The 25,303-nt window shown below is 62.7% G+C and carries 22 protein-coding genes; 16 read left to right on the plus strand and 6 right to left on the minus strand.

Annotated features, from left to right (window positions below; translation table 11 throughout):
- Window positions 1-104 precede the first annotated feature (104 nt).
- The 9 genes from desA to PH586_RS14165 all read left to right on the plus strand — a co-directional run bounded on the left by desA (window position 105) and on the right by PH586_RS14165 (window position 8,623).
- Entirely contained in the window at window positions 105-1,292 is a 1,188-nt protein-coding gene (gene desA / locus PH586_RS14125) for a delta-9 fatty acid desaturase DesA (RefSeq protein ID WP_271348401.1), read from the plus strand.
- Between the two features lie 112 nt (window positions 1,293-1,404).
- Complete coding sequence (locus tag PH586_RS14130; RefSeq protein ID WP_271348402.1) at window positions 1,405-2,376, plus strand: GGDEF domain-containing protein; 972 nt, start codon at window positions 1,405-1,407, stop codon at window positions 2,374-2,376.
- Between the two features lie 479 nt (window positions 2,377-2,855).
- Window positions 2,856-4,109 (plus strand): OprD family porin, encoded by a 1,254-nt coding sequence (locus PH586_RS14135; protein ID WP_271348403.1) that lies wholly within the window; start codon window positions 2,856-2,858, stop codon window positions 4,107-4,109.
- Window positions 4,110-4,437: 328 nt separating this feature from the next.
- Window positions 4,438-4,764, plus strand: a complete 327-nt coding sequence (locus PH586_RS14140; RefSeq protein ID WP_271348404.1) for an ArsR/SmtB family transcription factor — start codon at window positions 4,438-4,440, stop codon at window positions 4,762-4,764.
- A gap of 26 nt (window positions 4,765-4,790) precedes the next feature.
- Window positions 4,791-5,222, plus strand: coding sequence for a YeeE/YedE family protein (locus PH586_RS14145; RefSeq protein WP_271348598.1), 432 nt, complete (start codon window positions 4,791-4,793; stop codon window positions 5,220-5,222).
- Window positions 5,223-5,224: 2 nt separating this feature from the next.
- The gene (locus tag PH586_RS14150; protein ID WP_271348405.1) at window positions 5,225-5,644 is read left to right on the plus strand and encodes a YeeE/YedE family protein; all 420 of its coding nucleotides are present in this window, start codon (window positions 5,225-5,227) and stop codon (window positions 5,642-5,644) included.
- Window positions 5,645-5,658: 14 nt separating this feature from the next.
- Window positions 5,659-5,847, plus strand: coding sequence for a YgaP family membrane protein (locus PH586_RS14155; protein WP_271348406.1), 189 nt, complete (start codon window positions 5,659-5,661; stop codon window positions 5,845-5,847).
- A gap of 82 nt (window positions 5,848-5,929) precedes the next feature.
- Window positions 5,930-6,793 carry an MBL fold metallo-hydrolase gene (locus PH586_RS14160; protein WP_271348407.1) on the plus strand — a complete coding sequence of 288 codons (864 nt, stop codon included), beginning with the start codon at window positions 5,930-5,932 and terminating at the stop codon, window positions 6,791-6,793.
- A 93-nt stretch (window positions 6,794-6,886) separates the two neighbouring features.
- The gene (locus PH586_RS14165) at window positions 6,887-8,623 is read left to right on the plus strand and encodes a SulP family inorganic anion transporter (protein WP_271348408.1); all 1,737 of its coding nucleotides are present in this window, start codon (window positions 6,887-6,889) and stop codon (window positions 8,621-8,623) included.
- A 299-nt stretch (window positions 8,624-8,922) separates the two neighbouring features.
- Here the strand turns inward: PH586_RS14165 and mgtE are convergent, their stop codons facing one another.
- From mgtE to PH586_RS14195, 6 genes are all read right to left on the minus strand, one after another.
- Complete coding sequence (mgtE, locus tag PH586_RS14170; RefSeq protein ID WP_271348409.1) at window positions 8,923-10,569, minus strand: magnesium transporter; 1,647 nt, start codon at window positions 10,567-10,569, stop codon at window positions 8,923-8,925.
- A 99-nt stretch (window positions 10,570-10,668) separates the two neighbouring features.
- Window positions 10,669-11,775 (minus strand): agmatine deiminase, encoded by a 1,107-nt coding sequence (gene aguA, locus PH586_RS14175; RefSeq protein WP_271348410.1) that lies wholly within the window; start codon window positions 11,773-11,775, stop codon window positions 10,669-10,671.
- 172 nt (window positions 11,776-11,947) lie between these two features.
- Window positions 11,948-12,829, minus strand: a complete 882-nt coding sequence (aguB, locus tag PH586_RS14180; RefSeq protein WP_271348411.1) for an N-carbamoylputrescine amidase — start codon at window positions 12,827-12,829, stop codon at window positions 11,948-11,950.
- Window positions 12,830-13,014: 185 nt separating this feature from the next.
- Entirely contained in the window at window positions 13,015-13,653 is a 639-nt protein-coding gene (locus PH586_RS14185) for a TetR/AcrR family transcriptional regulator (protein WP_271348412.1), read from the minus strand.
- Window positions 13,654-13,735: 82 nt separating this feature from the next.
- On the minus strand, window positions 13,736-14,830 hold the full coding sequence (locus PH586_RS14190) for a polyamine ABC transporter substrate-binding protein (RefSeq protein WP_271348413.1): 1,095 nt from the start codon (window positions 14,828-14,830) through the stop codon (window positions 13,736-13,738).
- 184 nt (window positions 14,831-15,014) lie between these two features.
- Window positions 15,015-16,391 carry a glutamine synthetase family protein gene (locus tag PH586_RS14195; protein ID WP_271348414.1) on the minus strand — a complete coding sequence of 459 codons (1,377 nt, stop codon included), beginning with the start codon at window positions 16,389-16,391 and terminating at the stop codon, window positions 15,015-15,017.
- Between the two features lie 277 nt (window positions 16,392-16,668).
- Between PH586_RS14195 and PH586_RS14200 the strand changes: the two genes are divergently transcribed.
- The 7 genes from PH586_RS14200 (at window position 16,669) to PH586_RS14230 (ending at window position 25,161) form a co-directional block, all read left to right on the plus strand.
- Window positions 16,669-17,421, plus strand: coding sequence for a gamma-glutamyl-gamma-aminobutyrate hydrolase family protein (locus PH586_RS14200; RefSeq protein ID WP_271348415.1), 753 nt, complete (start codon window positions 16,669-16,671; stop codon window positions 17,419-17,421).
- 43 nt (window positions 17,422-17,464) lie between these two features.
- Entirely contained in the window at window positions 17,465-18,823 is a 1,359-nt protein-coding gene (locus tag PH586_RS14205) for a glutamine synthetase family protein (RefSeq protein WP_271348416.1), read from the plus strand.
- Between the two features lie 63 nt (window positions 18,824-18,886).
- Window positions 18,887-20,260, plus strand: a complete 1,374-nt coding sequence (locus PH586_RS14210; protein ID WP_271348417.1) for an aspartate aminotransferase family protein — start codon at window positions 18,887-18,889, stop codon at window positions 20,258-20,260.
- 162 nt (window positions 20,261-20,422) lie between these two features.
- A complete protein-coding gene (locus PH586_RS14215; protein WP_271348418.1) occupies window positions 20,423-21,517 on the plus strand; it encodes a polyamine ABC transporter substrate-binding protein in 1,095 nt (364 codons plus the stop codon).
- Window positions 21,518-22,214: 697 nt separating this feature from the next.
- Complete coding sequence (locus tag PH586_RS14220) at window positions 22,215-23,357, plus strand: ABC transporter ATP-binding protein (RefSeq protein WP_271348419.1); 1,143 nt, start codon at window positions 22,215-22,217, stop codon at window positions 23,355-23,357.
- Window positions 23,358-23,383: 26 nt separating this feature from the next.
- Window positions 23,384-24,265, plus strand: a complete 882-nt coding sequence (locus PH586_RS14225) for an ABC transporter permease subunit (RefSeq protein ID WP_271348599.1) — start codon at window positions 23,384-23,386, stop codon at window positions 24,263-24,265.
- On the plus strand, window positions 24,262-25,161 hold the full coding sequence (locus PH586_RS14230; protein ID WP_271348420.1) for an ABC transporter permease subunit: 900 nt from the start codon (window positions 24,262-24,264) through the stop codon (window positions 25,159-25,161). Before PH586_RS14225 ends, PH586_RS14230 begins: the two co-directional genes overlap by 4 nt.
- The last annotated feature ends 142 nt before the right edge of the window (window positions 25,162-25,303 follow it).

Below are 25,303 nucleotides of genomic sequence, written 5' to 3' on the forward strand. Positions count from 1 at the left end.
TTATCTAAAAGACCAACTGGTTTTCTGATCCATGTCGGGGATAATGCACCGTGGCCTGAGTCTTTCAGACACGCCATGTATTCCTTTCAAGAGGCTCCCGGCTCATGTGGTACAACGGTTTTCTTGACCTGTCGGTCTGGCAGTTGATCGCTGCCGTGCTGGTGATGACGCACATCACCATTGTCGGCGTCACGGTGTACCTGCACCGCTACTCGGCCCATCGCGCGTTGGAATTGCATCCCGCGCTGAAACACTTCTTTCGTTTCTGGCTGTGGATGACCACCGGGCAGAACACCCGCGAGTGGACTGCCATCCACCGCAAGCACCACGCCAAGTGCGAAACCGTCGACGATCCGCACAGCCCGGTGATCAAGGGCCTGGGCACGGTACTGCGCACCGGCGCCGAGCTGTATCAGCAGGAGGCGAAGAACCCGGACACCCTGCGCATCTACGGCAAGAACTGCCCGGACGACTGGATCGAGCGCAACCTCTATTCGCGCTATACCTTCGGCGGTGTGACCCTGATGGCGCTTATCGACCTGGCCCTGTTCGGCGTGATCGGCATCAGCGTCTGGGCGATCCAGATGATGTGGATTCCCGTCTGGGCGGCCGGGGTGATCAACGGTCTCGGACATGCCGTCGGCTATCGCAACTTCGAATGCCGCGACGCCGCCACCAACTTGCTGCCGTGGGGCATCCTGATCGGCGGTGAAGAACTGCACAACAATCACCACACCTATCCCAACTCGGCCAAGCTGTCGGTGCGCAAGTGGGAGTTCGACATGGGCTGGGCCTGGATCCAGCTGTTCAGCCTGCTCGGCCTGGCCAAGGTGCAGCGCGTGGCGCCGATCGCCCATCGCATCGAGGGCAAGCGCCATCTGGATATGGACACCGCCATGGCGATTCTCAACAACCGTTTCCAGATCATGGCGCAGTACCGCAAGCTGGTGATCGGCCCGCTGGTCAAGCAGGAACTGGCCAAGGCCGACGCCTCGGTGCGCCATCAGTTCCACCGCGCCAAGCGCCTGCTGGGCCGCGAGCCGAGTCTGTTGCATGACCAGCAGCAGGTGCGCATCGACGCCATGCTGGCGCAGAGTCAGGCGCTCAAGGTGATCTACGAGAAGCGCCTGGCGCTGCAGCAGATCTGGCTCAAGACCAGCGCCAATGGCCATGACATGCTCGAGGCGATCAAGCAGTGGGTTCACGAAGCCGAGGCCAGCGGTATCCAGTCGTTGCGCGATTTCGCCGAACAGCTGAAAACCTATTCGTTGCGTCCGGGGGCCGTCACCTGATTGCTGCCGATTGACTGACAAAGCCCGCCGTTTGGCGGGCTTTTTGTTGTCCATCGCCGCCACCCACTATGCTGCGCTTGTAGCCCCACCACTGTTGAGGATGGCGGTTGTTATGGATGAGCGCAGCAACCCAACGCAGCAATTGGAAGACTTGACCCTGGCGCTGCTGCACAGCCGAGCCGAGGTCACGCGACTGCGTGAGCGCGAGCGGCTCTTCAGCACCCTGCTCGGCAGTGTCAATGCGGTGCTCTGGGCGTTCGACTGGGCGGCGCAGCGGATGATCTACGTCAGTCCGGCCTACGAGCGTGTTTTTGGCCGTCCTGCCGCGTTGCTGTTGGCCGATTACGGCGAATGGCGCAACAGCATCTACCCCGACGACCTGGATTATGCTGCCGAGAGCCTGGCCAAGGTCCTTGAGTCCGGCGCGGTGGAAGTCCGCGAGTACCGCATCATCCGTGCCGACGGGCAGTTGCGCTGGCTCAGTGACAAATGCTTTATCAGCCGCTCGAGTGAGTCCGGTCAGACGCAGATCATTTTCGGCATCGCCGAAGACATCACCGACAAGAAGCAGTTGGAAGGCGAACTGCAGCGCCTGGCGACCACCGATGTGCTGACTCAGAGCAGCAATCGCCGGCACTTCTTCGACTGTGCCCTGCGTGAGTTCGAGCACGCCCGCAAGTTTGGCAGTCCATTGGCCTTCCTGTTGCTCGACATCGACGATTTCAAGCAGATCAATGACCGTTATGGTCATCAGATGGGCGACCAGGTATTGCAGCGTCTGGCCAGTTGCGGTGCGCTGGCAGTGCGCAGTGGCGATCTGTTCGGCCGTATCGGCGGTGAAGAATTCGCAGCGTTGTTTGTCGGCTGCGAGCCCGCACTGGCCGTGCAGGTCGCCGAGCGCTTAGAGCGGGATGTGCAACGTTTGCGCTTCAGTCACCCGCTGGCGTCGTTCGCCATCACCGTGAGCCAGGGGTTGACCTGCTTGCGGGGGGACGACTCGAGCCTGGATATGCTGTTCGCGCGCGCCGATGCGGCGATGTACCAGGCCAAGCGCCAGGGCAAGAATCAGATCGTGCTCGACTGACGGGCCGGGTGCCATTGGCGAAAATCCGCCGGCAGCGCTCTCGCGCTCGGCGATATTCCGCCTATTCAGCCTTCGCACAACGCCGCAATGGAATCCGTGAGCTTTCGTCAAAGTGGCGGGCTAGAAGTGTTGCTGCTCGGCGCTGGGAGACTGGCACGCTATCTGCTCAAGGCTCTTCGACGCACCGACCGGCCTGCAGGGCCGGCACCCAATAAAAATGAGAAGAGAGCCGCCGATGAACTGCTTCCGCTTGGCTGATGATCCGCCTGTTCCCGTTCCCTTGACGCTCACTCGGCGCGGCTCCGCGCACCCCTGATTGCTGTTCGCCCCAACGCTGGCCCGCTCTGGCGCCTGTTCGGCCGCCCGTCTGGCGAGGCCCGCAGGGGGGAATCAACGAATTCGGTGCGGCCTGCCTCTTCGTGGTCGAAGTCTGCGCCCGTGCCGATGTGTCACCCATAACAACACTGGAGAAAACCATAATGAGAAAGACCTCCCTGGCGCTGGCCATTGCTGCCGGCACCCTGGGCTTGTCCCTGAGCCAAGTCGCCAACGCCGAATTCATCAAGGACAGCAAGGCCAGCCTCGAAGCCCGCAACTTCTACTTCAACCGTGACTTCCGTCAGGACGGCGCCAGCCAGGCCAAGCAGGAAGAGTGGGCTCAAGGCTTCATTCTGCGCATGGACTCCGGCTATACCGAGGGTACTGTGGGCTTCGGGATCGACACCATCGGCATGCTCGGCTTCAAGCTGGACTCGGGCGGCGGCACTGCCGGCAGTGGTCTGCTGGTGCCCGACCGTTCGGGCGGCTCTCAGGACTACTCGTCCGACCTGGCGGTGGCCGGCAAGGCCAGGCTGTCGAAGAGCACCCTGCGCGTGGGCAGCATGCAGTTCAAGAACATGGCCATCGCCTCCAGCGACAGCCGCTTGACCCCGCAGGTGTTCAAGGGCGGCCAGCTGCTTTCCCAGGAAATCGACGGCCTGACCCTGGATGGTGGCTACCTGCGCGAGGTCAACCATCGCAACTCGGGTGATTTCGAAGACCTGTCGATGACCACCGGTGGCAAGCGTGGCATCAGCATCACCGGCGACAAGACCACTGATGCCTTCCAGTTCATCGGCGGCACCTATCAGCTCAGCAAGGAGCTGACCGGCGCCTATTACTATTCGAACCTGGAGGACCTGTATAAGCAGAACTCCTTCAACCTGGTGCACGTGTTGCCGCTGGGCGAAGCGCAGAGCCTGAAGACCGACCTGCGTTACGCGCGCGCCACCGATGATGGCCGCAGCAACGTCGACAACAAGGCGTTCGGGGCGATGGTTACCTATGGTTTGGGCGGGCACAAGTTAGGGCTCGGCTATCAGAAGATGAGCGGTGATACCGGCGCCGCCTATCTCGGCGGTACCGATCCGTACCTGGTCAACTATGTGCAGATCGGTGACTTCGCCAACAAGGACGAGACCTCCTGGCAGGCGCGTTACGACTTCAACTTTGCCGGCGTCGGTATCCCCGGTCTGACCTTCATGACCCGCTACCTGAGCGGCGACAACGTCGACCTGGGCGCTGCCGGTGATGGCAAGGAATGGGAGCGCGACACCGAGTTGATGTACGTCTTCCAGCAAGGCGCGCTGAAGAACCTCAGCCTGCGCTGGCGCAATGCGATGGTGCGTTCGGACTTCACCAACGACATCGACGAAAATCGCCTGATCGTCAGCTACACCCTGCCGCTGTTCTGACCGGCGCCCCTGGTTAACGGGGCTGTCGAGCAGGGCTGAGCAGTTGCATCCTGTTCAGCCGTGAAATAAAAGCCCGGACTCTGTTCCGGGCTTTTTTGTGCCGGCTCATCAGGCAGTGCAGCAACCGCTATCGCGCGGGTCTGCTGACGCCGCCGAATCTGGAAAAGCCGCAATCCGTAGATACCGTCTTGTCTTTCAGCGGGTGAGCGCCAGGTTTGCTAGGCGTATGCGCCGGTGATTGATCGTCGATGGGGAGCGCTTCGAGAATAGCTGCTTGCTTTATAAAATATAAAATAATATATTGTTTTTAGATTAATTGAGGCCGGCCATGAACGCTTCCGAACAAACACTCGACATCCAGCAGCTGCGCGCCAATGCCGACGCGGCCGGGCAGTTGCTCAAGGCCCTGGCCAATCCGGATCGCCTGCTGCTGCTCTGCCAGCTCTCGCAAGGCGAGCGCAATGTCAGCGAGCTGGAAAGCCTGCTCGGTATCCAGCAGCCGACGCTGTCGCAGCAGTTGGCGGTATTGCGCCGTGAAGGGCTGGTGGAAACCCGCCGCGAAGGCAAGCAGATCCACTACCGGATCAGCAGCCCGGCCGCCTTGGCGGTGATCAATACGCTGTACCAGTTGTTCTGCGCAGGAGAAACCCCATGAGTATCGACGGACTCGCCTCGGCTGGACTGACAATCGACTGGCTGAATTTCACGCCCTGGAGTTCTCTCGCCGGCGGTGCCTTGATCGGCCTGGCGGCCAGTCTGTTTGTCCTGGGCAACGGCCGCATCGCGGGTATCAGCGGCTTGCTCGGCGCGGTGCTGGAGGGCGGCGAGGGCCGGGCGGAGAAGGCCATGTTCCTCCTCGGCCTGCTGCTGGCGCCGCTGCTCTGGGGCCTGTTCAGCGTGCTGCCGACAATCGAGTTCCAGGGTGGCTGGCTCAGCTTGCTGGTGGCCGGCCTGCTGGTCGGCGTGGGTACCCGCTACGGGTCCGGCTGTACCAGTGGCCATGGTGTCTGTGGTGTGGCCCGGCTATCGCCGCGTTCGCTGGCGGCGACGCTCGCCTTCATGACCGCCGGATTCGTCACGGTCTTTGTTCTACGTCATCTGCTGGGGGGCTGAACATGCGCAAACTGAGTGCATTGCTGGCCGGCGTGCTGTTCGGTCTCGGCTTGCTGCTGGCCGGCATGGCCAATCCGACCAAGGTGTTGGGCTTCCTCGACCTGGCCGGTGCCTGGGATCCGTCGTTGGCACTGGTGATGGTGGGGGCCATCGCGGTTGCCGCGGGGCCGCTGGCCTGGGCCAAGCGCCGGGCGCAGTCGTTGCTCGGTGCGCCGATGCAGCTACCGGGCAAGCGCGAGCTGGATCGGCGTCTGATCGCTGGCAGCCTGCTGTTCGGCATCGGTTGGGGCATTGCCGGGATCTGCCCGGGGCCGGCGCTGGCCATTCTGCTCAGCGGCCATTGGCAGATCGGAGTATTCGTTCCGGCCATGCTGGCCGGGATGTTGTTGTTCACCGCGCTGCAACGTCGGCGCAGCCTTTAACTCTGGAGATCACCATGAAAACCAATGTTGGCACCATCGACCGCAGCCTGCGCATCGCCGCTGGCTTGATTTTGATCGGCCTGAGCCTGAGCGGCACTATCGGCCTGTGGGGCTGGATCGGCGTCGTGCCCCTGGCTACCGGCCTGCTGCGCACGTGCCCGGCCTATTCGTTGCTAGGCATCAGTAGCTGCAAGCGCTCCTGAGCCGCAGATCGACACCATCATGACGGGCGCTTTACGGCGCCCGACTGAATACCCCAGAGGTATGCGAGGGAGGGCCGTCAGCATGCAAGCGCACATCGAAGCTTTTTTCGATCCTGCCACCTTCACCTACAGCTACGTGGTCAGCGATCCTGCGACCCGGCGCTGCGCCATCGTCGACTCGGTGCTCGACTATGACCCGGCGGCCGGGCGCACCTCGTTCGAGAATGCCGACCGCCTGATCGCCTATGTCCGCGAGCAGGGGCTGAGCGTCGACTGGCTGCTGGAAACCCATGTGCATGCCGATCACCTGTCTGCCGCGCCCTACCTCCAGCGTGAGCTGGGTGGCCAGTTGGCCATCGGCGAGCTGATCACCGTGGTGCAGGCTACCTTCGGCAAGCTGTTCAATGCCGGCAGCGAGTTCGCCACCGATGGCCGTCAGTTCGACCGCCTGTTCCGCGACGGTGAGTGCTTCCGGATTGGCAGCCTCGACGCGCGGGTGATCCATACCCCCGGGCATACCCCCGCCTGTCTGACCTATGTGGTCGGCGATGCGGCCTTTGTCGGCGATACCCTGTTCATGCCCGATTACGGCACCGCGCGCTGCGATTTCCCCGGTGGCGACGCCCGGGTGATGTTCCGCTCGATTCGCAAGCTGTTCGACTTGCCGGAGCAGACCCGCCTGTTCATGTGCCATGACTACAAGGCGCCGGGACGCGAGGAGTTCCTCAACGAAACCACCCTGGCCGAACAGCGTGCGCACAATGTGCATGTGCACGAGGGGGTCAGCGAGGATGAGTTCGTCGCCATGCGCCGCGCGCGTGACGCGACCCTGGGCATGCCGGCCCTGATCCTGCCGGCGGTGCAGGTGAACATGCGCGCCGGGCAGCTACCGCCGCCCGAGGACAATGGCACCCGCTACCTGAAAATCCCGCTTGATGTGCTTTGAGGAGAGGCTGATGGACTCGTCGAATGGCCTGTCGCACACCCCCTTGGCCATGCAGGCGCCGAGCGCAGGCGATATCGCGCGGGAGCAGGCGCAATGAGCCTGAGCCGCTGGCTGCCCTGCCTCGACTGGGGACGGCATTACAATCGCGCCAGCGCCGCGCAGGATGGCCTGGCGGCGCTGATCGTCACCCTGATGCTGATTCCGCAGAGCCTGGCCTATGCCATGCTCGCCGGCCTGCCGCCAGTGACCGGACTGTATGCCAGCATCCTGCCGCTACTGGCCTATGCCCTGTTCGGTTCCAGCCGCACCCTGGCGGTCGGCCCGGTGGCGGTGGTGTCGCTGATGACCGCCGCCGCCCTGGGGCCACTGTTCCCTGCCGGCAGCCCCGAGTATGTCGGCGCCGCCATGCTGCTGGCGCTGCTCTCCGGGCTGTTGCTCGCCGGCATGGCCCTGCTGCGCCTGGGCTTCGTCGCCAACTTCCTCAGCCATCCGGTGGTTTCCGGCTTTATCAGCGCCTCGGGGATTCTCATCGCGGTCGGCCAGCTCAAGCATCTCCTCGGCATTTCCGCCTCCGGCGAGAACCTCCAGCAGCTGCTGCCGGCGCTGCTGCACAACCTGCCGGCGGTGCATGGGCCGACCCTGTTGATCGGGGTCTGCAGCCTGCTGTTTCTCTGGTGGGTGCGCGGCCAGCTAAGCCCTCTGCTGATGCGCCTGGGCCTGGGGGCGAACCTGGCCGGTAACCTGGCCAAGGCCGGTCCGGTGCTGGCAATCATCGTGTCGATCCTGGTCGTCGGCCTGTTGCAGTTGGAGCAGGCCGGCGTCAAGGTCGTCGGCGCCGTGCCCCAGGGCTTGGCGGGGCTGACCCTGCCGACCCTGGACTACGGCCTGGCCCTGCAGCTGTTGCCGGCGGCGCTGTTGATCAGCCTGGTCGGTTTCGTCGAGTCGGTGTCGGTGGCGCAGACCCTGGCGGCCAAGCGCCGCCAGCGCATCGATCCGGACAATGAGCTGCTCGGCCTGGGCGGCGCCAACCTGGCGGCCGCCTTCAGTGGTGGCTTCCCGGTCACCGGCGGCTTTTCCCGCTCGGTGGTCAACTTCGATGCCGGGGCGCAGACGCCCATGGCCGGCGTGCTGACCGCTGGCGGTATCGCCCTCAGCGTGCTGCTGTTGACCCCGCTGCTGCACAACCTGCCGCAGGCGGTGCTGGCCGCGACCATCATCGTCGCGGTGCTCAGCCTGGTCGACCTCAAGGCCCTGGGCCGCACCTGGCGCTATTCCCGCCAGGACGGCGCGGCGCATGCGGCGACTCTCGGCGGGGTGCTGCTGCTCGGTGTGGAGACGGGCATCCTGATGGGCGTCGGCTTGTCGTTGCTGCTGTTCCTCTGGCGCACCAGCCGCCCGCATGTGGCGGTGGTCGGTCAGCTGCCGGGCAGCGAGCACTTTCGCAATATCGAGCGCTTCGACGTGGTGCAGAGCCCCAGCGTACTGTCGCTGCGGATCGACGAGAGCCTGTATTTTCCCAACGCGCGCTTTCTCGAAGAGCGCATCGGCGAGCTGATCGCGGCGCGCCCGCTGGTACGCCATCTGGTGCTGATGTGTCCGGGGGTCAACCTGATCGATGCCAGCGCTCTGGAAAGCCTGGAAGCCAGCGTCGAGCGCCTGCATGCGGCTGGGGTGCAGCTGCACCTGTCGGAAGTGAAGGGGCCGGTGATGGATCAGCTGCGCCGTTCGGATTTCCTCGAGCACTTTGGCGGCAAGGTGTTCATCAGCCAGTACCAGGCGCTGCGCACGCTCGACCCGCTGAGCACGCGGCGCGCCCTGGCGCTGGGCTAGCGCGGAGATCTTGTAAAAACGCTCGCCTACTGCGGCCGCCTCAAACTCCCTGGGCGGCTCGAGTGGCGTTCTGTTCGTAGCGCCAACCCGCCAAGATTGCTGCTGCGGCGATAAACCACGGTGCACTGCCTGCGGCGAGTGGCACCCTACGGGTTGCGGACTTTCCCAGATCCTGCGGATTGCTCTAAACCGTAGGGCGGCCTCGGAGCGCAGCGACAGCCCGCCAGCTTGCTATGGGTCGTGCAAAGCGCCCGCGGTGACCTCGTGCACGCTCTGCGCCCAATCAGCTACAGCTACAGCTACAGCAACAGCAGCGTGGCCAGGCCGAGGAAGGCGAAGAAGCCGACGACATCGGTCACCGTGGTCAGGATCACGCTGCCGGCCAGTGCCGGGTCGATGCCCATGCGCTCGAGCAGCAGCGGGATGCCCCAGCCGGCCAGGGCCGCGCACAGCAGGTTGACCAGGATGGCGACGCCGAGCACGGCGCCTATGCCCCAGTCGCCGAACCACAACACCGCGAGCAGGGCGATCACCACCGACCAGAGCAGGCCGTTGAGGATGGAGATGCCCAGCTCGCGATTGAGCAGGATGCGAATATTGCCTTTCTGCAGCTGCCCAAGGGCCAGGCCACGGATCACCAGGGTCAGGGTCTGGCTGCCGGCGATCCCGCCCATGCTCGCCACTATGGGCATCAGTACGGCGAGTGCCACCAGTTGCTCCAGGGTCGCCTGAAACAGGCCGATCACCCAGGCGGCGCTGAATGCGGTGACCAGGTTGATGCCCAGCCATACCGCGCGGCGGCGTGAACTGACCAGCACCGGTGCGAACATGTCGGCTTCGTCATCGAGGCCGGCCATTTGCATCAAGGCCCGGTCGGAGTCCTCGCGAATCAGGTCGACCACGTCGTCGACGGTGATCCGGCCGAGCACCCGGTTGTGCTCATCGACTACCGGCGCGGACAGCAGGTCGAAGTCCTGGAACAGCTGGGCCACTTCGTTACCCTTGCTGGTCACCGCGATGCCGCCGATATCGCGGTTCATCAACTCGGCTACGGGGCGGTGCAAATCAGCGGTGACCAGGCTGTCCAGGCGCAGGCCACCCTGGTAATGGCCTTTGCGGTCGACCACCATCAGCATGTCGGTCTGGGGCGGCAGCTTTTCCAGCAGACGCAGATAGCGCAGCACCGTGCTGACTTGGACATCGGCACGGATCTGGATGGCGTCGGCGTTCATCAAGCCGCCGGCGGAGTCCTCGGGGTAGGACAGCATCGACTCCAGCTGCTTGCGCTGGCTGGCGCTGCTGGCGTACAGCAGTTTATTGCCGAGCTCGGCGGGCAGGGTCTGGATCAGGTCGACGCGGTCATCGAGTTCGAGGTGCTCGGCCGAGGCGATCAGGTCTTCGAGGTCGAGTTCGAGGGCCAGGGCGACGCGGATTTCATCGTGCAGGTAGGTCAGGACTTTACCGGTCCGCTCGGTGTCGACCATGCTCCATACACTGCGGCGTTCTACCGGCGGCAGCGACTCGAGCAGACCGGCGACCTTGGCCGGGTGCATGCGCTGCAGGATCTTGCCGACCCGCTTGAGCTTCTTCTGGTTCAGCGCATCGCGCACCGCTTCCAGGTGGTTGACGCTGCTTTGCGGGTGTTCCTGTTCTGGCCTGGGCTGAGTCGCGTCCGTCGCATCGCCAGCCAGCTGACTGATCAACTCGATACTGAGGTGAGGCAGGATGCGCACTTCGAGGGCGGGATCGATTTGTTGCCACAGCGCCATGCGCTGCTCGGCATCAAGGCGCTCAAGCATGGCGGCGATCTTGGCCGGATGCATGCGGCTGAGAAACTTGCGCGCACGTTTGTTCTTTCCGGCGCGCAGGGCCTGAATTATATGTTCGCTGTCAGTCAGCGTGTGGTTCTCGTCACTGAGAGGTGGAGCTGGCTTGATCGGATTCATGGCCGCCAGAGTAACACCCGCACCGGGACTGCCGGGAGGCCAATCCGAGGCGGGTGCCGGGCAGGCGAGGGCAGTCAGCCCTGGTCTGCCCGGTGCCGCTCAAGCGCGTTGCGGCGCCGGCTGCTGCTGGGTGATGCAGTGGATGTTGCCGCCGCCGAGGAGGATTTCCCGGCCCGGCACCAGCACCACGCGGTGTTCGGGGAACAGCCGTTCGAGGATGGCGCGGGCTTGCTCGTCCTTCGGGTCGTCGAAGCTGGGCGCGACGATGCCGCCGTTGACGATCAGGAAGTTGACGTAGGAGCCGGCCAGGCGCACCTCGGGGCTGCGAGCCTGGCTGCCGGCGACCAGATCGACGCCGGCGCATTCTTCCGCCGTGGCATGCAGCGGCCCGGGAATCGGCATCTTGTGCACCAGCAGCTGGCGGCCCTTGGCATCGCGCGCCTGTTCCAGCACCCGCATGGCGGCCTGGCAGCGCGGGTAGTTGGGATCCTGCGGGTCGTCGGTCCAGGCCAGCAGCACCTCGCCGGGGCGCACGTAGCAGCAGAAGTTGTCGACGTGGCCGTCGGTCTCGTCGTTGAACAGGCCGTCCGGCAGCCAGATCACGGTGTCGATGGCCAGGTGCTCGCGCAACAGCTGCTCGATCGCCTCGCGATCCAGGTGCGGGTTGCGGTTGCGGTTGAGCAGGCACTCCTCGGTGGTGATCAGGGTGCCTTCGCCGTCGACGTGGATCGAGCCGCCCTCGAGGACGAAGCCCTCGGTGCGGTAGCGCGCGCAACGTTCGATCTCGAGGATCTTGCTGGCCACCTGGTCGTCGCGGTTCCACGGGAAGTAGAGGCCGCCATCGAAGCCGCCCCAGGCGTTGAAGCGCCAGTCGACGCCGCGTATTTCACCCTGGCTGTTGCTGACGAAGGTCGGCCCGGTATCGCGCACCCAGGCGTCGTCCGTGCTGATTTCGACCAGGCGGATGGCCGCGTGGTCGAGGCGCGCGCGGGCGTTTTCGTACTGCCCCGCCGAGACGCAGACGGTCACCGGCTCGAACGCGGCGATGGCCTTGGCCACTGCGGTGAAGGCGGCTTGCGCCGGCTTGCCGCCCAGGCGCCAGTTGTCCGGACGCTCGGGCCAGACCATCCAGGTCTGGCTATGGGCTTCCCATTCGGCCGGCATGCGGAAGCCGTCGGCGCGGGGAGTGCTGTTGAGGATGGTCATGATTCACCTGTAGCCCGGATGCAATCCGGGGTGATCGTTGCAGAGGACTCCCGGAATGCATCCGGGCTACGCACGGGCCGTAGGATGGGTTGAGCGTAGCGATACCCATCGATTGGAATCGGCGCTGCGCGCCTCAGCCTACGCGGCCCGACCCATCCTACGCGGCAGCAAATTATTCCGACGGCATTTCGCCATCGAGGGTCCTGATCGGCCCATAGAGGTTCGGTCGGCGGTCGCGGAAGCTGCCCCAGGCGCTGCGCGTGTGCTCCAGCTGATCGAGGTCGAAGCTGTGCACCAGCACGCCTTCCTCGGTCTGGTTGAGCTCTTCGACCTTGGCGCCGAACTGGTCGGCGATGAACGAGGAGCCGTAGAAGTTGATGTGGTAATCGCCCTGGTCTTCGCGGCCGATGCGATTGCTCGCCACCAGCGGCATCAGGTTGGCGCCGGCATGGCCCTGCTGCACGCGCTGCCAGTGCTCGCGCGAGGTGATGTTGGGGTCATGCGGCTCGCTGCCGATGGCGGTCGGGTAGAACAGGATCTCGGCGCCGAGCAGGGCCATGCTGCGCGCGCACTCGGGGAACCACTGGTCCCAGCAGATGCCCACGCCGATCTTGGCGTAGCGGGTGTTCCATACCTTGAAGCCGGTGTCGCCCGGATTGAAGTAGTACTTCTCGTGGTAGCCGGGGCCGTCGGGGATGTGGCTTTTACGATAAATCCCGAGGTTGCTGCCGTCGGCGTCGATGATCGCGATGCTGTTGAAGCGCGCGCGCCCGGCCAGCTCGAAGAAGCTGATCGGCAGCACCACCTGCAGTTCCTTGGCGACCTTCTGGAAGTGGGCGATGGCTTCGTTGGCCTCGACCGTGGTGGCCAGCTGCAGGTAGTCCGGGTTGGGCTTCTGGCAGAAGTACGGGGTTTCGAACAGTTCCTGGATCAGGATGATCTGCGCGCCCTGAGCGGCGGCCTGGCGCACCAGCTTCTCGGCGTTGGCGATGTTGGCGGCGCGATCCCAGGAACAAGCCATCTGGGTCGCGGCGACGGTAACGATGCGGGACATGGAGCACCTCCTGTAAGCAATGAGCGGTGGCCGTTACACGCTAGCAGACGACCGATGACGACGCCGTGTCGGTGGGCGGTTGTGTGACTTTATAATCGATAAAAATCTGTTTTAAAAGTGTATCTTGTCTTTTTAGTGAATCTTTTTTAAAAATTAGCCGATAAGTATCTGTTATTTGTTGCCAGCTATAACGGTGTGGCGCGTTTCGGCAGGTAAGGCGGCAGGTACAGGCCCAGGTAGGCGTCGAACACACGCATGCCTTCTTCGGCCAGGCGCGGGGTGATGCTGCCGTGCAGTTGCACCGAACGGGCATAGACGCGGTCGCCCAGTTCCATGGCCAGGGCGAACACATCGACATCGTCCGGCAGGGCCGGCAGTTCGAAATGCCGCTCGAACAGCACCTGCATCAGCTGGCCCAGCTCGATGTCGTGCTGGCGGTCGGCCTGGGTCACCTCGGTAAGCCCGTGCTGGGCCAGGATCAGTTGCCGGGCCGCGGGGTCGGCCGCATAGATATCCAGCATGCGCTGCTCGACGATGCGGGATAGGTCGCGCCAGTCGCGCAGTTCGGCATGGGGGATGGGTGCCTGCAGGCTGGCGCGAAAGGCGGCGTGGATGTCGGCGGTCAGGCCTTCGAGCAGCGCCGGCACACTGGCGAAGAAGTGGTAGACCGAGGACGCGGGAATGGCCGCGCGCTCGGCCACGCTGTAGATCGACAGATTGGCCACGCCCTGCTCGGCGAGCAAGGCACGGGCGGCGGCGAGGATCACGGTAATCCGTGCCTGGCTGCTGGCGCGGGGTTTGCGGGCGGTGGCGCTACGCTGCATGGCGATCATCTCGGCAAGGGACGCGCTATTGGACGCCAGCCGGTGCTGTACAGGCAAGTCGGCTGGCCGGGATGCGGCCGTCCTACAGCGACTGGGCGCCGTCGCGAAAGCGCTGCCACACCCGGTCGCGAACCTGCATGTGCTTTTCCGGAAACACCTCCTGGGCATGCAGACGGCGCTTGGTCTCGGCGTTCGGGTAGAGGCCGGGCTGGTTGCGCAGCGCCTCGTCGAGGAACGCCTTGGCGTCGGCGTTGCCGCTGGGGTAGAGGGTTTCCGTGGTAATCAGCGCAGCGACCTCTGGCCGCATCAGGTAGTCGATGAAGCGATGGGCCAGGTCGGTGCGGCGGGCCCTGCGCGGGATCACCAGGTTATCGATGAACAGCACCGACCCTTCGTCCGGAACCAGGAAGCGCACCGCCTGGCCGGCATCGGCCGCCGCCAGGGCATCGCCGACCCAGGCCATGGCCACGCACAGGCGACCATTGTTGAGGTCATCGATATAGCGCTCGCTGTCGACGTAGCGCAGGTTGGGGCGCAGGCCGTCGAGCACAGCGCTGGCGCGCTCGATGCGGCTCGGTGCGCTGCGACTCAGGCTGCGACCTTGATAGTTGAGCAGCAACGACAGGGTTTCGTCCGGCGCATCCAGCACGCTGATGCCGCAACTGGCCAGGCGCGTGCTCTGTTCAGTGTCGAACAGCAGGCTCCAGCTATTGGGTAGCGGGCCACCGAAGGCGGCTTCGGCCTGCGGGGTATTGATTGCCAGGCCAACGGCGCCCCACAGGTAAGGCACCGCGTAACGGTTGCTCGGATCGACCGCTGCGAGCTTGCTCAGCAGTAGTTTGTCCAGGTGCTCGCGGTTGGGCAGCAGGTTGAAATCCAGGGGTTGCAGCAGGCCGTCCTTGATCAGGCGCGGCAAGTCGTTGTGCGAGGGCACGATGATGTCGATGGCCTCGCTGCCATCGAGCGCCGCCTGCATTTCCTCGGCACTGCTGAAGGTGTGGTAGTCGACGCGGATGCCGGTTTCGGCCTCGAAGTCCTTCAGCACTTGCGGGGCGATGTAGTCGTTCCAGTTGTATACGCGCAGGCTGTCGCCGTCCGTCTCCAGTGGCTCCGTTTGCGCGGAGTGGGCCAGTAGCGGCAGTAGGGCGAGCAATAGCGAAGCGCAGAAGCGCAGCATGGGTGTCTCCTTGACGGTGCGTCCACGCCAGCCGGCGCGGCCGTTGGATTGAGTGCAGCGAGCGTCCTCAGCTGAATGCCGCGCAGCACTATCCCGCCACAGGCTTGCGCGCGCGGCTGATCAGGTTGTTGGCAGTTGCAGCTGGATAAAGCGACGCCGGCTCAGGGCCGGCGTCGGGTCTTGCTTACACGGTGTGCAGGTACCAGTTGTACTCGAGGTCGGAGATCGAGTTTTCGAACTCGGCCAGCTCGCTTTCCTTGCAGGCGACGAAGATATCGATGTATTTCGGGTCGATATAACGCGCCAGCACCTCGCTGTCGTCCAGCTCGCGCAGGGCATCGCGCAGGTTGTTCGGCAGGCTTTGCTCGTTCTGCTCGTAGGAGTTGCCTTCCACCGGTGCGGTTGGCTCGACCTTGTTGGTCAGGCCGTGGTGGACACCCGCCAGGACTGCCGCCAGCAGCAGGTAGGGGTTGGCATCCGCGCCCGCGACCCGGTGCTCGATGCGCACGGCATCGGCCGTGTCGTTCGGTACCCGCAGGGCCACGGTGCGGTTATCGATGCCCCAGCATGGCGAGTTGGGTACGTAGTACTGCGCGCCGAAACGGCGGTACGAGTTGACGTTCGGGCAGAGGAAGGCCATCGAAGCCGGCATGGTTTCCAGTACGCCGCCAATGGCGTGACGCAGTGCATCGTTCTGCTCGGGATCTTCGCAGGCAAAAATATTCTTGCCATCCTTGTCGAGGATCGAGATGTGCACATGCAGACCGTTGCCCGCCTGGTTCGGGTACGGCTTGGCCATGAAGGTGGTGTCCATCTCATGGTCGTAGGCGATGTTCTTCACCAGGCGCTTGAGCAGCAGCGCATAGTCGCAGGCCTTGATCGGGTCAGCGACGTGGTGCAGGTTGACCTCGAACTGCGCCGGGGCACTTTCCTTGACGATGGCGTCGGCCGGGATACCTTGCTCTTTAGCGCCCTCGAGAATGTCTTGCAGGCATTCGGCGTATTCGTCGAGGTCGTCGATCAGGTAGACCTGGGTCGAGTGCGGGCGCTTGCCCGACAGCGGCGAGAGCGGCGGCTGCGGGCGACCGTTCACGTTGGCCTGATCGATCAGGTAGAACTCGAGTTCGAAAGCGGCACAAATAGTGAGGCCCAGTTCGTCGAACTTCGCGACCACCTGCCGCAACACTTCCCGTGGGTCGGCAAAGAACGGCTCGCCTTCCATTTCGTGCATGGTCATCAACAGTTGCGCGGTAGGGCGCTTCTGCCAGGGTTCATTGCACAGGGTGTTGGGGATGGGGTAGCAGATACGGTCGGCATCGCCGATATCCAGACCCAGGCCAGTGCTTTCCACTGTCGAGCCATTGATATCCAGAGCGAACAAAGACGCCGGGAGGTTGATGCCGCGTTCGTAAACCTTGTGCAGGCTCGCACGCTCGATGCGCTTGCCGCGCACCACTCCATTCATATCAGCAATGAGAAGGTCGACGAACAGGACCTCAGGATGTTTCTTAAGGAACGCGTTCGCTTCGTTAAGCTGAACGGCACGCGGGGGTACCGACATGATGCAACACCTTTATTGTTAAAAATATCAATCATTGAACTGCAATAAGCTGAGTCAATCTTAAACCTAGAGCTCTGTCAAGGGTGGTTTATTTTGCCCTAAAAAAGCGCATTGCGGCCGTTTTTAGGGCGTTTCAGGGCAGTGCAACCCCCCTCGGAGCCATGGCTGGCGCGGTGCTCATTGGGGTGTGTACAATTTTTTACATGGCTATTGTGTAAAAAAATGAACAAGGCTAAGCTCCGGTTCAACCCTCTAACAGCAATAAAACGGGTGTCTCATGTCGCACCTGCCGTTGATCGGCGTTACCGCCTGTTCCAAACAGGTTGGCCTGCATCTTCACCATATAGCCGGTGACAAATACGTTCGTGCCGTAGCGATCGGAGCCGGCGGCTTGCCGCTGATTATTCCGGCGCTGGGCGAACTGATCGATCAGCCGACCCTGCTCGATAATCTGCACGGTTTGCTGTTCACCGGCTCCCCGTCCAATATCGAGCCTCGTCATTATAGCGGCTCGGCCAGCGAGGCCGGTACTGCGCACGATCCCGAACGCGACCGCACCACCTTGCCACTGATCCGCAAGGCGATCGCGGCAGGCGTGCCTGTGCTCGGCATCTGTCGCGGCTTTCAGGAGATGAACGTGGCGTTCGGTGGCACCCTGTACCAAAAGGTACATGAAGTCGCCGGCATGCTCGATCACCGCGAGCAGGCGGATGAGCCCCTCGATGTGCAATACGGCCCCCGCCACCTGCTGCGGGTGCAGCCAGGTGGCATTCTCGCCGGCCTTGGCTTGCCGAGTGAAATTGCCGTCAATTCCATTCATGGTCAGGGCGTTGAGCGTCTGGCGCCTGGCCTTCGAGTCGAAGCGCTGGCGCCAGACGGGTTGATCGAATCCTTCTCCGTCGAAGGTGCGCCAAGTTTTGCCCTGGGGGTGCAATGGCACCCCGAATGGCAGGTAGGATCCAACCCGAATGATCTCGCCATCTTCCAGGCCTTTGGTGAGGCTTGCAGGAAGAGGGCGGGACTGTGCTGAGCCGACTATATATGAGTCGGCTCTAACCAACCCCGAGGTCTCTATGAGCAGCAAATTGGACCAGCTTTCGAGCTGGCTAAAAGAGCGCAAAATCACCGAAGTTGAATGTCTGATCAGCGATCTTACCGGCATTGCCCGGGGCAAGATTTCGCCGACCAACAAGTTCCTCGACGAGAAGGGCATGCGCCTCCCCGAGAGTGTGCTGCTGCAGACCGTCACCGGCGACTACGTCGAGGACGATATTTATTACGACCTGCTCGACGAAGCGGACATCGACATGTTCTGCCGTCCCGATGCCGATGCGGTGTTTCTGGTGCCGTGGGCCATCGAGCCGACCGCCATGGTGATCCACGATACCTTCGACAAGCAGGGCAATCCGATCGAGTTGTCGCCACGCAACATTCTCAAGAATGTGCTCAAGCTTTATGCCGACAAGGGCTGGAAGCCCATCGTTGCGCCGGAGATGGAGTTCTACCTGACCAAGCGTTGTAGCGACCCGGACTTCCCGCTGGAAGCGCCGATGGGCCGTTCCGGTCGCCCGGAAGTCGGTCGTCAGTCGTTCTCCATCGATGCGGCCAACGAATTCGACCCGCTGTTTGAAGATGTCTATGACTGGAGTGAAATCCAGGGGCTGGATCTCGATACCCTGATCCACGAAGACGGCCCGGCACAGATGGAAATCAACTTCCGCCATGGCGAGGCCCTGCACCTGGCCGACCAGATCACCGTGTTCAAGCGCACCATGCGCGAGGCGGCGCTCAAGCATGACGTGGCGGCGACCTTCATGGCCAAGCCGATCACCGACCAGCCGGGCAGTGCCATGCACATTCACCAGAGTGTGGTGGATATCAAAACCGGGCAAAACCTGTTCTCCAATGCCGATGGCAGCATGAGCGAGCTGTTTATGCAGCACATTGGCGGCTTGCAGAAATACATCCCCGAACTGCTGCCGCTGTTCGCTCCCAACGTCAATTCCTTCCGCCGCTTCCTGCCCGATACCTCGGCGCCGGTGAACGTCGAGTGGGGCGAAGAGAACCGCACGGTCGGCCTGCGCGTCCCTGAAGCCACGCCGCAGAACCGGCGGGTGGAAAACCGCCTGGCCGGTGCCGATGCCAACCCCTATCTGGTGCTGGCTGCCTCGCTGCTGTGCGGTTACATGGGCATGGTGGAACAGCTTCAACCTGGTGCGCCGGTCCAGGGCCGCGGTTATGAGCGGCGCAACCTGCGCCTGCCAATCACCATCGAGCACGCACTGGAGCGGATGGAGGCCTGCAAGGCGGCGGCAGAATACCTGGGTGAGAAATTCATCCGTGGTTACGTGGCGGTCAAGCGTGCCGAGCACGAAAACTACAAGCGGGTAATCAGTTCCTGGGAACGCGAGTTCCTGCTGCTCTCGGTTTGAGTGAACGGGTGCCAGGGCGCGAGACCCGCGCACCCGCAGATGGCGTACATTTTTGAGGTGGATATGACTAAGCAAGCAAGCAACCCGCAAACCCTTGAGTGGCAGGCCATGAGCCGTGACCACCACCTGGCGCCGTTCAGCGACTTCAAGCAGTTGGCGGAGAGCGGCCCACGCGTCATTACCAAGGCCGATGGCGTGTACCTGTGGGACAGCGAAGGCAACAAGATCCTCGATGGCATGGCCGGTCTCTGGTGCGTGGCCATCGGTTATGGTCGCGACGAACTGGCTGATGCCGCCAGCAAGCAGATGAAAGAGCTGCCTTTCTACAACCTGTTCTTCCAGACCGCCCATCCGCCGGTACTGGAATTGGCCAAGACCCTCGCCGAGATCGCCCCCGCCGGCATGAGCCATGTGTTCTTCACCGGCTCCGGCTCCGAAGGCAATGACACCATGCTGCGCATGGTGCGCCATTACTGGGCGATCAAGGGCCAGCCGCAGAAGAAGGTCATCATCAGCCGCATCAACGGTTATCACGGCTCCACCGTGGCCGGCGCCAGCCTCGGCGGCATGAAGTTCATGCACGAGCAGGGCGATTTGCCGATTCCGGGCATCGAGCACATTGCCCAGCCCTATTGGTTCGGCGAAGGCGGCGACATGAGCCCGGACGAGTTCGGTATTTGGGCTGCCGACCAGCTGGAGCAGAAGATTCTCGAAGTCGGTGAGGAGAACGTCGCCGCCTTTATCGCCGAGCCAATCCAGGGCGCCGGCGGTGTGATCGTACCGCCGGACAGCTACTGGCCGCGCATCCGCGAGATTCTCGCCAAGTACGACATCCTGTTCGTCGCCGATGAGGTGATCTGCGGGTTCGGTCGTACCGGCGAATGGTTTGGCAGCGACTACTACGGCCTCAAGCCGGACCTGATGACCATCGCCAAGGGGCTGACTTCCGGTTACATCCCCATGGGCGGCTTGATCGTGCGCGACAGCGTGGTCGAGGTACTCAACCAGGGTGGCGATTTCAACCACGGCTTCACCTATTCCGGGCATCCGGTGGCGGCGGCGGTGGCACTGGAGAACATCCGCATCCTGCGCGAAGAAAAAATCATCGAGCGGGTCAAGGCAGAAACGGCACCCTATTTGCAGCAGCGTCTACGTGAGCTGGCCGACCATCCGTTGGTGGGTGAGGTGCGCGGTGTCGGCATGCTCGGAGCGATCGAGCTGGTGAAGAACAAGGCCACCCGTGAGCGCTATCCGAGCGAGTCGGGTGCAGGCATGATTTGCCGTGGTCATTGTTTTGACAATGGTCTGATCATGCGTGCCGTGGGCGACACCATGATCATTTCGCCTCCGCTGGTCATCAGCAAGGCCGAGATCGACGAACTGGTAGGTAAGGCGCGTGAGTGTCTCGACTTGACCGCCGCGGAACTTGCGGGCTGAAACACGCCGCTCCTTATCGCGTTCAGCGGGCTACGCTGAACGCTGTAACGAGTGTCGCAAGCTTGCAAGGCTGGGCCAGTGCGTTGGTTCGGCTCACCGGAAGGTGCTGCAGCCAGGCTGCTCATTCTCCGGAAAATTTTTACAACAACAGGAGCTGTACGCATGAAGATATTCGGCAAAACCCTTCTCGCGTTGTCCCTCGCCGGGGCGGTGGCGGGTGCCGCGCAAGCTGAGGAAAAAGTGCTGCACGTCTACAACTGGTCGGATTACATCGCCGAGGACACCCTGGAGAATTTCCAGAAAGAAACCGGCATCAAGGTGGTCTACGACGTCTTCGACAGCAACGAAACCCTGGAAGCCAAGCTGCTTTCCGGCGGTTCGGGCTACGACGTGGTGGTGCCGTCCAACCAGTTCCTCGCCAAGCAGATCAAGGCCGGGGTGTTCCAGAAACTCGACAAGTCCAAGTTGCCGAACTGGAAACACCTCAACCCGGACCTGATGGCGGCCCTGGAAAATGCCGACCCGGGTAACCAGTACGCCTTCCCCTATCTCTGGGGCACTACCGGCATCGGTTATAACCCGGAGAAGGTCAAGGCCGCGCTGGGTATCGACAAGATCGACTCCTGGGATGTGCTGTTCAAGCCGGAAAACATGGAGAAGCTCAAGTCCTGCGGCGTCTCCATGCTCGACGCGCCGGATGAGGTCTATGCTGCCGCGCTGCACTACCAGGGCCTGAACCCGAACCCAACCAGCATCGCCGACGTGAAGAAGGCCGAAGAGCTGCTGATGAAGGTGCGTCCTTACATCACCTACTTCCACTCGTCCAAGTACATCTCCGACCTGGCCAACGGCAACATCTGCGTAGCGCTGGGCTGGTCCGGCGACGTGTTCCAGGCTCAGGCGCGTGCCGAGGAAGCGAAGAACGACGTCCCGGTCGCCTATGCGATTCCGAAAGAGGGTGCTGCCTCGTTCTTCGACATGATGGCCATCCCGGCCGATGCCAAGAACCTCGACGAAGCCTATGCCTTCCTCAACTACATCCTGACCCCGGAAGTGATCGCACCGATCTCCGACTATGTCGCCTATCCGAACGGCAACGCCACTGCCACGCCGCTGGTCGCCGAGGAAATCCGCAACAACCCGGGCATCTACCCGACCGCAGAAGCCTCGAAGAAGCTGTACACCTTCAGCGAGTTGAACCCGAAGGTGCAGCGTGCCGTGACCCGCAGCTGGACCAGGGTGAAATCGGGCCGCTGATCGCTGGCCCAGCGAGGTGGTGAGCGCAGGCGATCTGCTGAACCACCCGATTGCTGGCGGGGTATCCCGCCAGCAATCCGGATAATAAAAAGGAAGCCCATATGCATCGTTCAACTCAGCTGGCCGGCCTCGTGTCCGTGCCATTGGCCAGCCTGTTGCCTGCGGTTAGCTCGGTTGGCCGCAATAGCGGGGCTGAACACAGAGCCCGCTTGGCGTTTAGCCGTTGAACCACATGCATTTTGCCACTAACGAGGCCACCCCTTTGCGGGTCGCCGGAATTGAAGAGGACACGGCTGTGCGAGATGCCTCCGGCACCACTCTGACCGCCAGCGCCCCGGCGCTTGGCCTGCTGGCCAAGGCCCAGGCGGCGACAGTTCAGCGACGCACGGCGAACAGCGACAAGCAGGCCGCGGCCTGCACGAGTCATCCAGTGAGCCCCGCGATAATTGCCGGGGCCAGCGCTTACCTTGGCTACGCTAAGTCACATGACCGTGGCCCGTATCGATCGATCAGGGCGTAGCCCGTGACGCGGCGGTGTAGCCGCTGCGAGCAGTTTTGGACAGGTTGTTTCTCTCGGCGGAGTTGCCGATCACAATACAAAGGCCAATGACCCGAAGCTGGAACAGGGTCGACTAGGGCCACAATTTCAAACGTCCGGCCGTCGGGGTTGGGCGCTACTTTTGCGGGAGTTTTGGTAATGGCAGTTGCTTCCAGTGCCTATAAAAAGGTTATTGAGGGAGATCAACAACCCAAAGAGGTGTTGGTCAAAATCGACCGTGTGACGAAGAAGTTCGATGAAACCATCGCCGTCGACGACGTCTCGCTGACCATCAACAAAGGCGAAATCTTTGCCCTGCTCGGCGGCTCGGGTTCGGGGAAGTCGACCCTGCTGCGCATGCTCGCCGGTTTCGAACGGCCGACCCAGGGGCGCATCTACCTGGATGGTGAAGACATCACCGATCTACCGCCCTACGAGCGGCCGATCAACATGATGTTCCAGTCCTACGCGCTGTTCCCGCACATGAGTGTGGCGGACAACATCGCCTTCGGCCTCAAGCAGGACAAGATGTCCCGGGCCGATATTGAGGCGCGGGTCGAGGAAATGCTCAAGCTGGTGCAGATGACCCAGTACGCCAAGCGCAAGCCGCACCAGTTGTCCGGCGGCCAGCGTCAGCGCGTGGCCTTGGCCCGCTCCCTGGCCAAGAGTCCGAAACTGCTGCTGCTCGACGAGCCGATGGGCGCACTGGACAAGAAACTGCGCTCGCAAATGCAGCTGGAGCTGGTCGAGATCATCGAGCGGGTCGGCGTGACCTGCGTGATGGTGACCCACGACCAGGAAGAGGCCATGACCATGGCCCAGCGCATCGCCATCATGCACCTGGGCTGGATCGCCCAGATTGGCAGCCCGATCGACATCTATGAAACCCCGACCAGTCGCCTGGTCTGTGAGTTCATTGGCAACGTCAACCTGTTCGATGGCCAGGTGGTCGAGGATATGGAAGGCCACGCGCTGATCGACAGCCCGGACCTGGATCGCAATATCTTCGTCGGTCACGGCGTCAGCACCTCGGTGCAGGACAAGAGCATCACCTACGCGATTCGTCCGGAGAAGCTGCTGGTCACCACCGAGCAGCCGAGCTGCGAGTACAACTGGTCGCGCGGCACTGTGCACGACATCGCCTATCTGGGCGGCCATTCGGTGTTCCACGTGCAGCTGCCGAGCGGCAAGATCGTTCAATCCTTCGTCGCCAATGCCGAACGTCGCGGCGCGCGGCCGACCTGGGATGACCAGGTCTTCGTCTGGTGGGAGGATGACAGCGGGGTGGCATTGCGCTCATGAATATTTCCCGAAGCATCAGCCGGCGTATGCCCTCAGGGAGGCACTTCGTTATCGGAGTGCCCTTCATCTGGTTGTTCCTGTTCTTCCTGCTGCCCTTCATCATCGTCTTGAAGATCAGCTTTGCCGAAGCCGACGTGGCCATTCCACCCTATACGGAGATTTACAACTGGGCGGAACAGCAGCTGTCGATTGTCCTCAACCTGAGTAACTACATCTTCCTCAGCGAGGACGATCTGTACCTGGCCGCCTACCTCGGCTCAATAAAGATGGCCTTTATCAGTACCGCCCTGTGCGTGCTGATCGGTTATCCGATGGCGTATGCCATCGCCCGAGCCGACAAGGAAATGCAGATGGTATTTCTGCTGCTGATCATGATGCCGACCTGGACGGCGATTCTGATCCGCGTGTATGCCTGGATGGGCATCCTCAGCAGCAATGGTTTGCTCAACAGCCTGCTGCTGAGCATCGGGGTAATCGACTCGCCGATCCGCATCCTCAACACCAACCTCGCGGTGTATATCGGCATCGTCTACTCCTACCTGCCGTTCATGGTATTGCCGCTGTATGCCAACCTGGTGAAACACGACCAGAGTCTGCTGGAAGCCGCTTCCGATCTGGGCTCGAGCAACTTCAACAGCTTCTGGAAAATCACCGTGCCGCTGTCGAAGAACGGCATCATCGCCGGCTGCATGCTGGTGTTCATTCCGGCCGTCGGTGAGTTCGTCATCCCCGAACTGCTCGGTGGCCCGGAGACCCTGATGATCGGCAAGGTGCTCTGGCAGGAGTTCTTCAATAACCGCGACTGGCCGGTGGCCTCGGCCTTGGCGGTGGTCATGCTGGCGGTTCTGATCATTCCGATCATTCTGTTTAACCGCAGCCAAGCCAAAGAGATGGAGGGCCGGGCATGAAGCGTTTCAGTTTCTCCACCCTGATGCTGTGGGCAGGCTTCCTGTTCATCTACTTGCCGATGCTGATCCTGGTGATCTATTCGTTCAACGGTTCGCGCCTGGTCACGGTGTGGGGCGGCTGGTCGGTGAAGTGGTACGTCGGCCTGCTCGACAACACCCAACTGATGGGCGCGGTGATGCGCTCCCTGGAGATCGCCTGCTACACCGCGATTGCCGCGGTCATCCTCGGCACCATGGCGGCCTTCGTCCTGACCCGGGTGACCCGTTTCAAGGGCCGCACCGTGTTCGGCGGGCTGGTCACGGCACCCCTGGTGATGCCCGAAGTGATCACCGGTCTGTCGCTGCTGCTGCTGTTCGTGGCCATGGCCCAGTTGATCGGCTGGCCGGCCGAGCGCGGCATCGTGACCATCTGGATCGCCCACACCACCTTCTGTACCGCCTATGTCTCGGTGGTGGTGTCCTCGCGTCTGCGTGAGCTGGACATGTCGATCGAGGAGGCGGCCATGGACCTGGGCGCCAAGCCCTTGAAGGTGTTCTTCATGATCACCATTCCGATGATCGCGCCCTCCCTGGCGGCCGGCGGCATGATGTCCTTCGCCCTGTCGCTGGACGACCTGGTGCTGGCCAGCTTCGTCTCCGGCCCCGGCGCCACCACCCTGCCGATGGAGGTGTTCTCCGCCGTGCGCCTGGGGGTGAAACCGGAAATCAACGCGATCGCCAGCTTGATCCTGTTGTCGGTGTCGCTGATGACCTTCATGATCTGGTTCATCGCCCGTCGGGCCGAGGTCGCGCGCAAGAAGGCAGTACAGCAAGCCATGGATGAAACCGCTGGCGTGCGGGACCAACAGGGCCCGGACAGCCGCCGCGATCCTTCGCAGGTGCACGCGCCCGCCTAGGTAGTCGTATGGGTAAACAAGAAAGGGTCACTGCGGTGACCCTTTTTTGTGGGGCGCGCGATCCCTGCGTAGGTAGGCTTCGGCGCGCCGCGACAGCCTGCTGGATTGCGCCGCGCCGCCGATCCACGGCGTACTGCCTGTG

It is taken from the genome of Pseudomonas aestuarii (genome assembly GCF_027988105.1).
GTDB classification, from domain to species: Bacteria; Pseudomonadota; Gammaproteobacteria; order Pseudomonadales; family Pseudomonadaceae; genus Aquipseudomonas; species Aquipseudomonas aestuarii.

Bases quoted from the DNA above. Each gene is read 5' to 3' on its own strand.
- desA (WP_271348401.1), top strand. From the start codon at position 105: ATGTGGTACAACGGTTTTCTTGACCTGTCGGTCTGGCAGTTGATCGCT.
- PH586_RS14130 (WP_271348402.1), top strand. From the start codon at position 1,405: ATGGATGAGCGCAGCAACCCAACGCAGCAATTGGAAGACTTGACCCTG.
- PH586_RS14135 (WP_271348403.1), top strand. From the start codon at position 2,856: ATGAGAAAGACCTCCCTGGCGCTGGCCATTGCTGCCGGCACCCTGGGC.
- PH586_RS14140 (WP_271348404.1), top strand. From the start codon at position 4,438: ATGAACGCTTCCGAACAAACACTCGACATCCAGCAGCTGCGCGCCAAT.
- PH586_RS14150 (WP_271348405.1), top strand. From the start codon at position 5,225: ATGCGCAAACTGAGTGCATTGCTGGCCGGCGTGCTGTTCGGTCTCGGC.
- PH586_RS14155 (WP_271348406.1), top strand. From the start codon at position 5,659: ATGAAAACCAATGTTGGCACCATCGACCGCAGCCTGCGCATCGCCGCT.
- PH586_RS14160 (WP_271348407.1), top strand. From the start codon at position 5,930: ATGCAAGCGCACATCGAAGCTTTTTTCGATCCTGCCACCTTCACCTAC.
- PH586_RS14165 (WP_271348408.1), top strand. From the start codon at position 6,887: ATGAGCCTGAGCCGCTGGCTGCCCTGCCTCGACTGGGGACGGCATTAC.
- mgtE (WP_271348409.1), bottom strand. From the start codon at position 10,569: ATGAATCCGATCAAGCCAGCTCCACCTCTCAGTGACGAGAACCACACG.
- aguA (WP_271348410.1), bottom strand. From the start codon at position 11,775: ATGACCATCCTCAACAGCACTCCCCGCGCCGACGGCTTCCGCATGCCG.
- aguB (WP_271348411.1), bottom strand. From the start codon at position 12,829: ATGTCCCGCATCGTTACCGTCGCCGCGACCCAGATGGCTTGTTCCTGG.
- PH586_RS14185 (WP_271348412.1), bottom strand. From the start codon at position 13,653: ATGCAGCGTAGCGCCACCGCCCGCAAACCCCGCGCCAGCAGCCAGGCA.
- PH586_RS14190 (WP_271348413.1), bottom strand. From the start codon at position 14,830: ATGCTGCGCTTCTGCGCTTCGCTATTGCTCGCCCTACTGCCGCTACTG.
- PH586_RS14195 (WP_271348414.1), bottom strand. From the start codon at position 16,391: ATGTCGGTACCCCCGCGTGCCGTTCAGCTTAACGAAGCGAACGCGTTC.
- PH586_RS14200 (WP_271348415.1), top strand. From the start codon at position 16,669: ATGTCGCACCTGCCGTTGATCGGCGTTACCGCCTGTTCCAAACAGGTT.
- PH586_RS14205 (WP_271348416.1), top strand. From the start codon at position 17,465: ATGAGCAGCAAATTGGACCAGCTTTCGAGCTGGCTAAAAGAGCGCAAA.
- PH586_RS14210 (WP_271348417.1), top strand. From the start codon at position 18,887: ATGACTAAGCAAGCAAGCAACCCGCAAACCCTTGAGTGGCAGGCCATG.
- PH586_RS14215 (WP_271348418.1), top strand. From the start codon at position 20,423: ATGAAGATATTCGGCAAAACCCTTCTCGCGTTGTCCCTCGCCGGGGCG.
- PH586_RS14220 (WP_271348419.1), top strand. From the start codon at position 22,215: ATGGCAGTTGCTTCCAGTGCCTATAAAAAGGTTATTGAGGGAGATCAA.
- PH586_RS14225 (WP_271348599.1), top strand. From the start codon at position 23,384: ATGCCCTCAGGGAGGCACTTCGTTATCGGAGTGCCCTTCATCTGGTTG.
- PH586_RS14230 (WP_271348420.1), top strand. From the start codon at position 24,262: ATGAAGCGTTTCAGTTTCTCCACCCTGATGCTGTGGGCAGGCTTCCTG.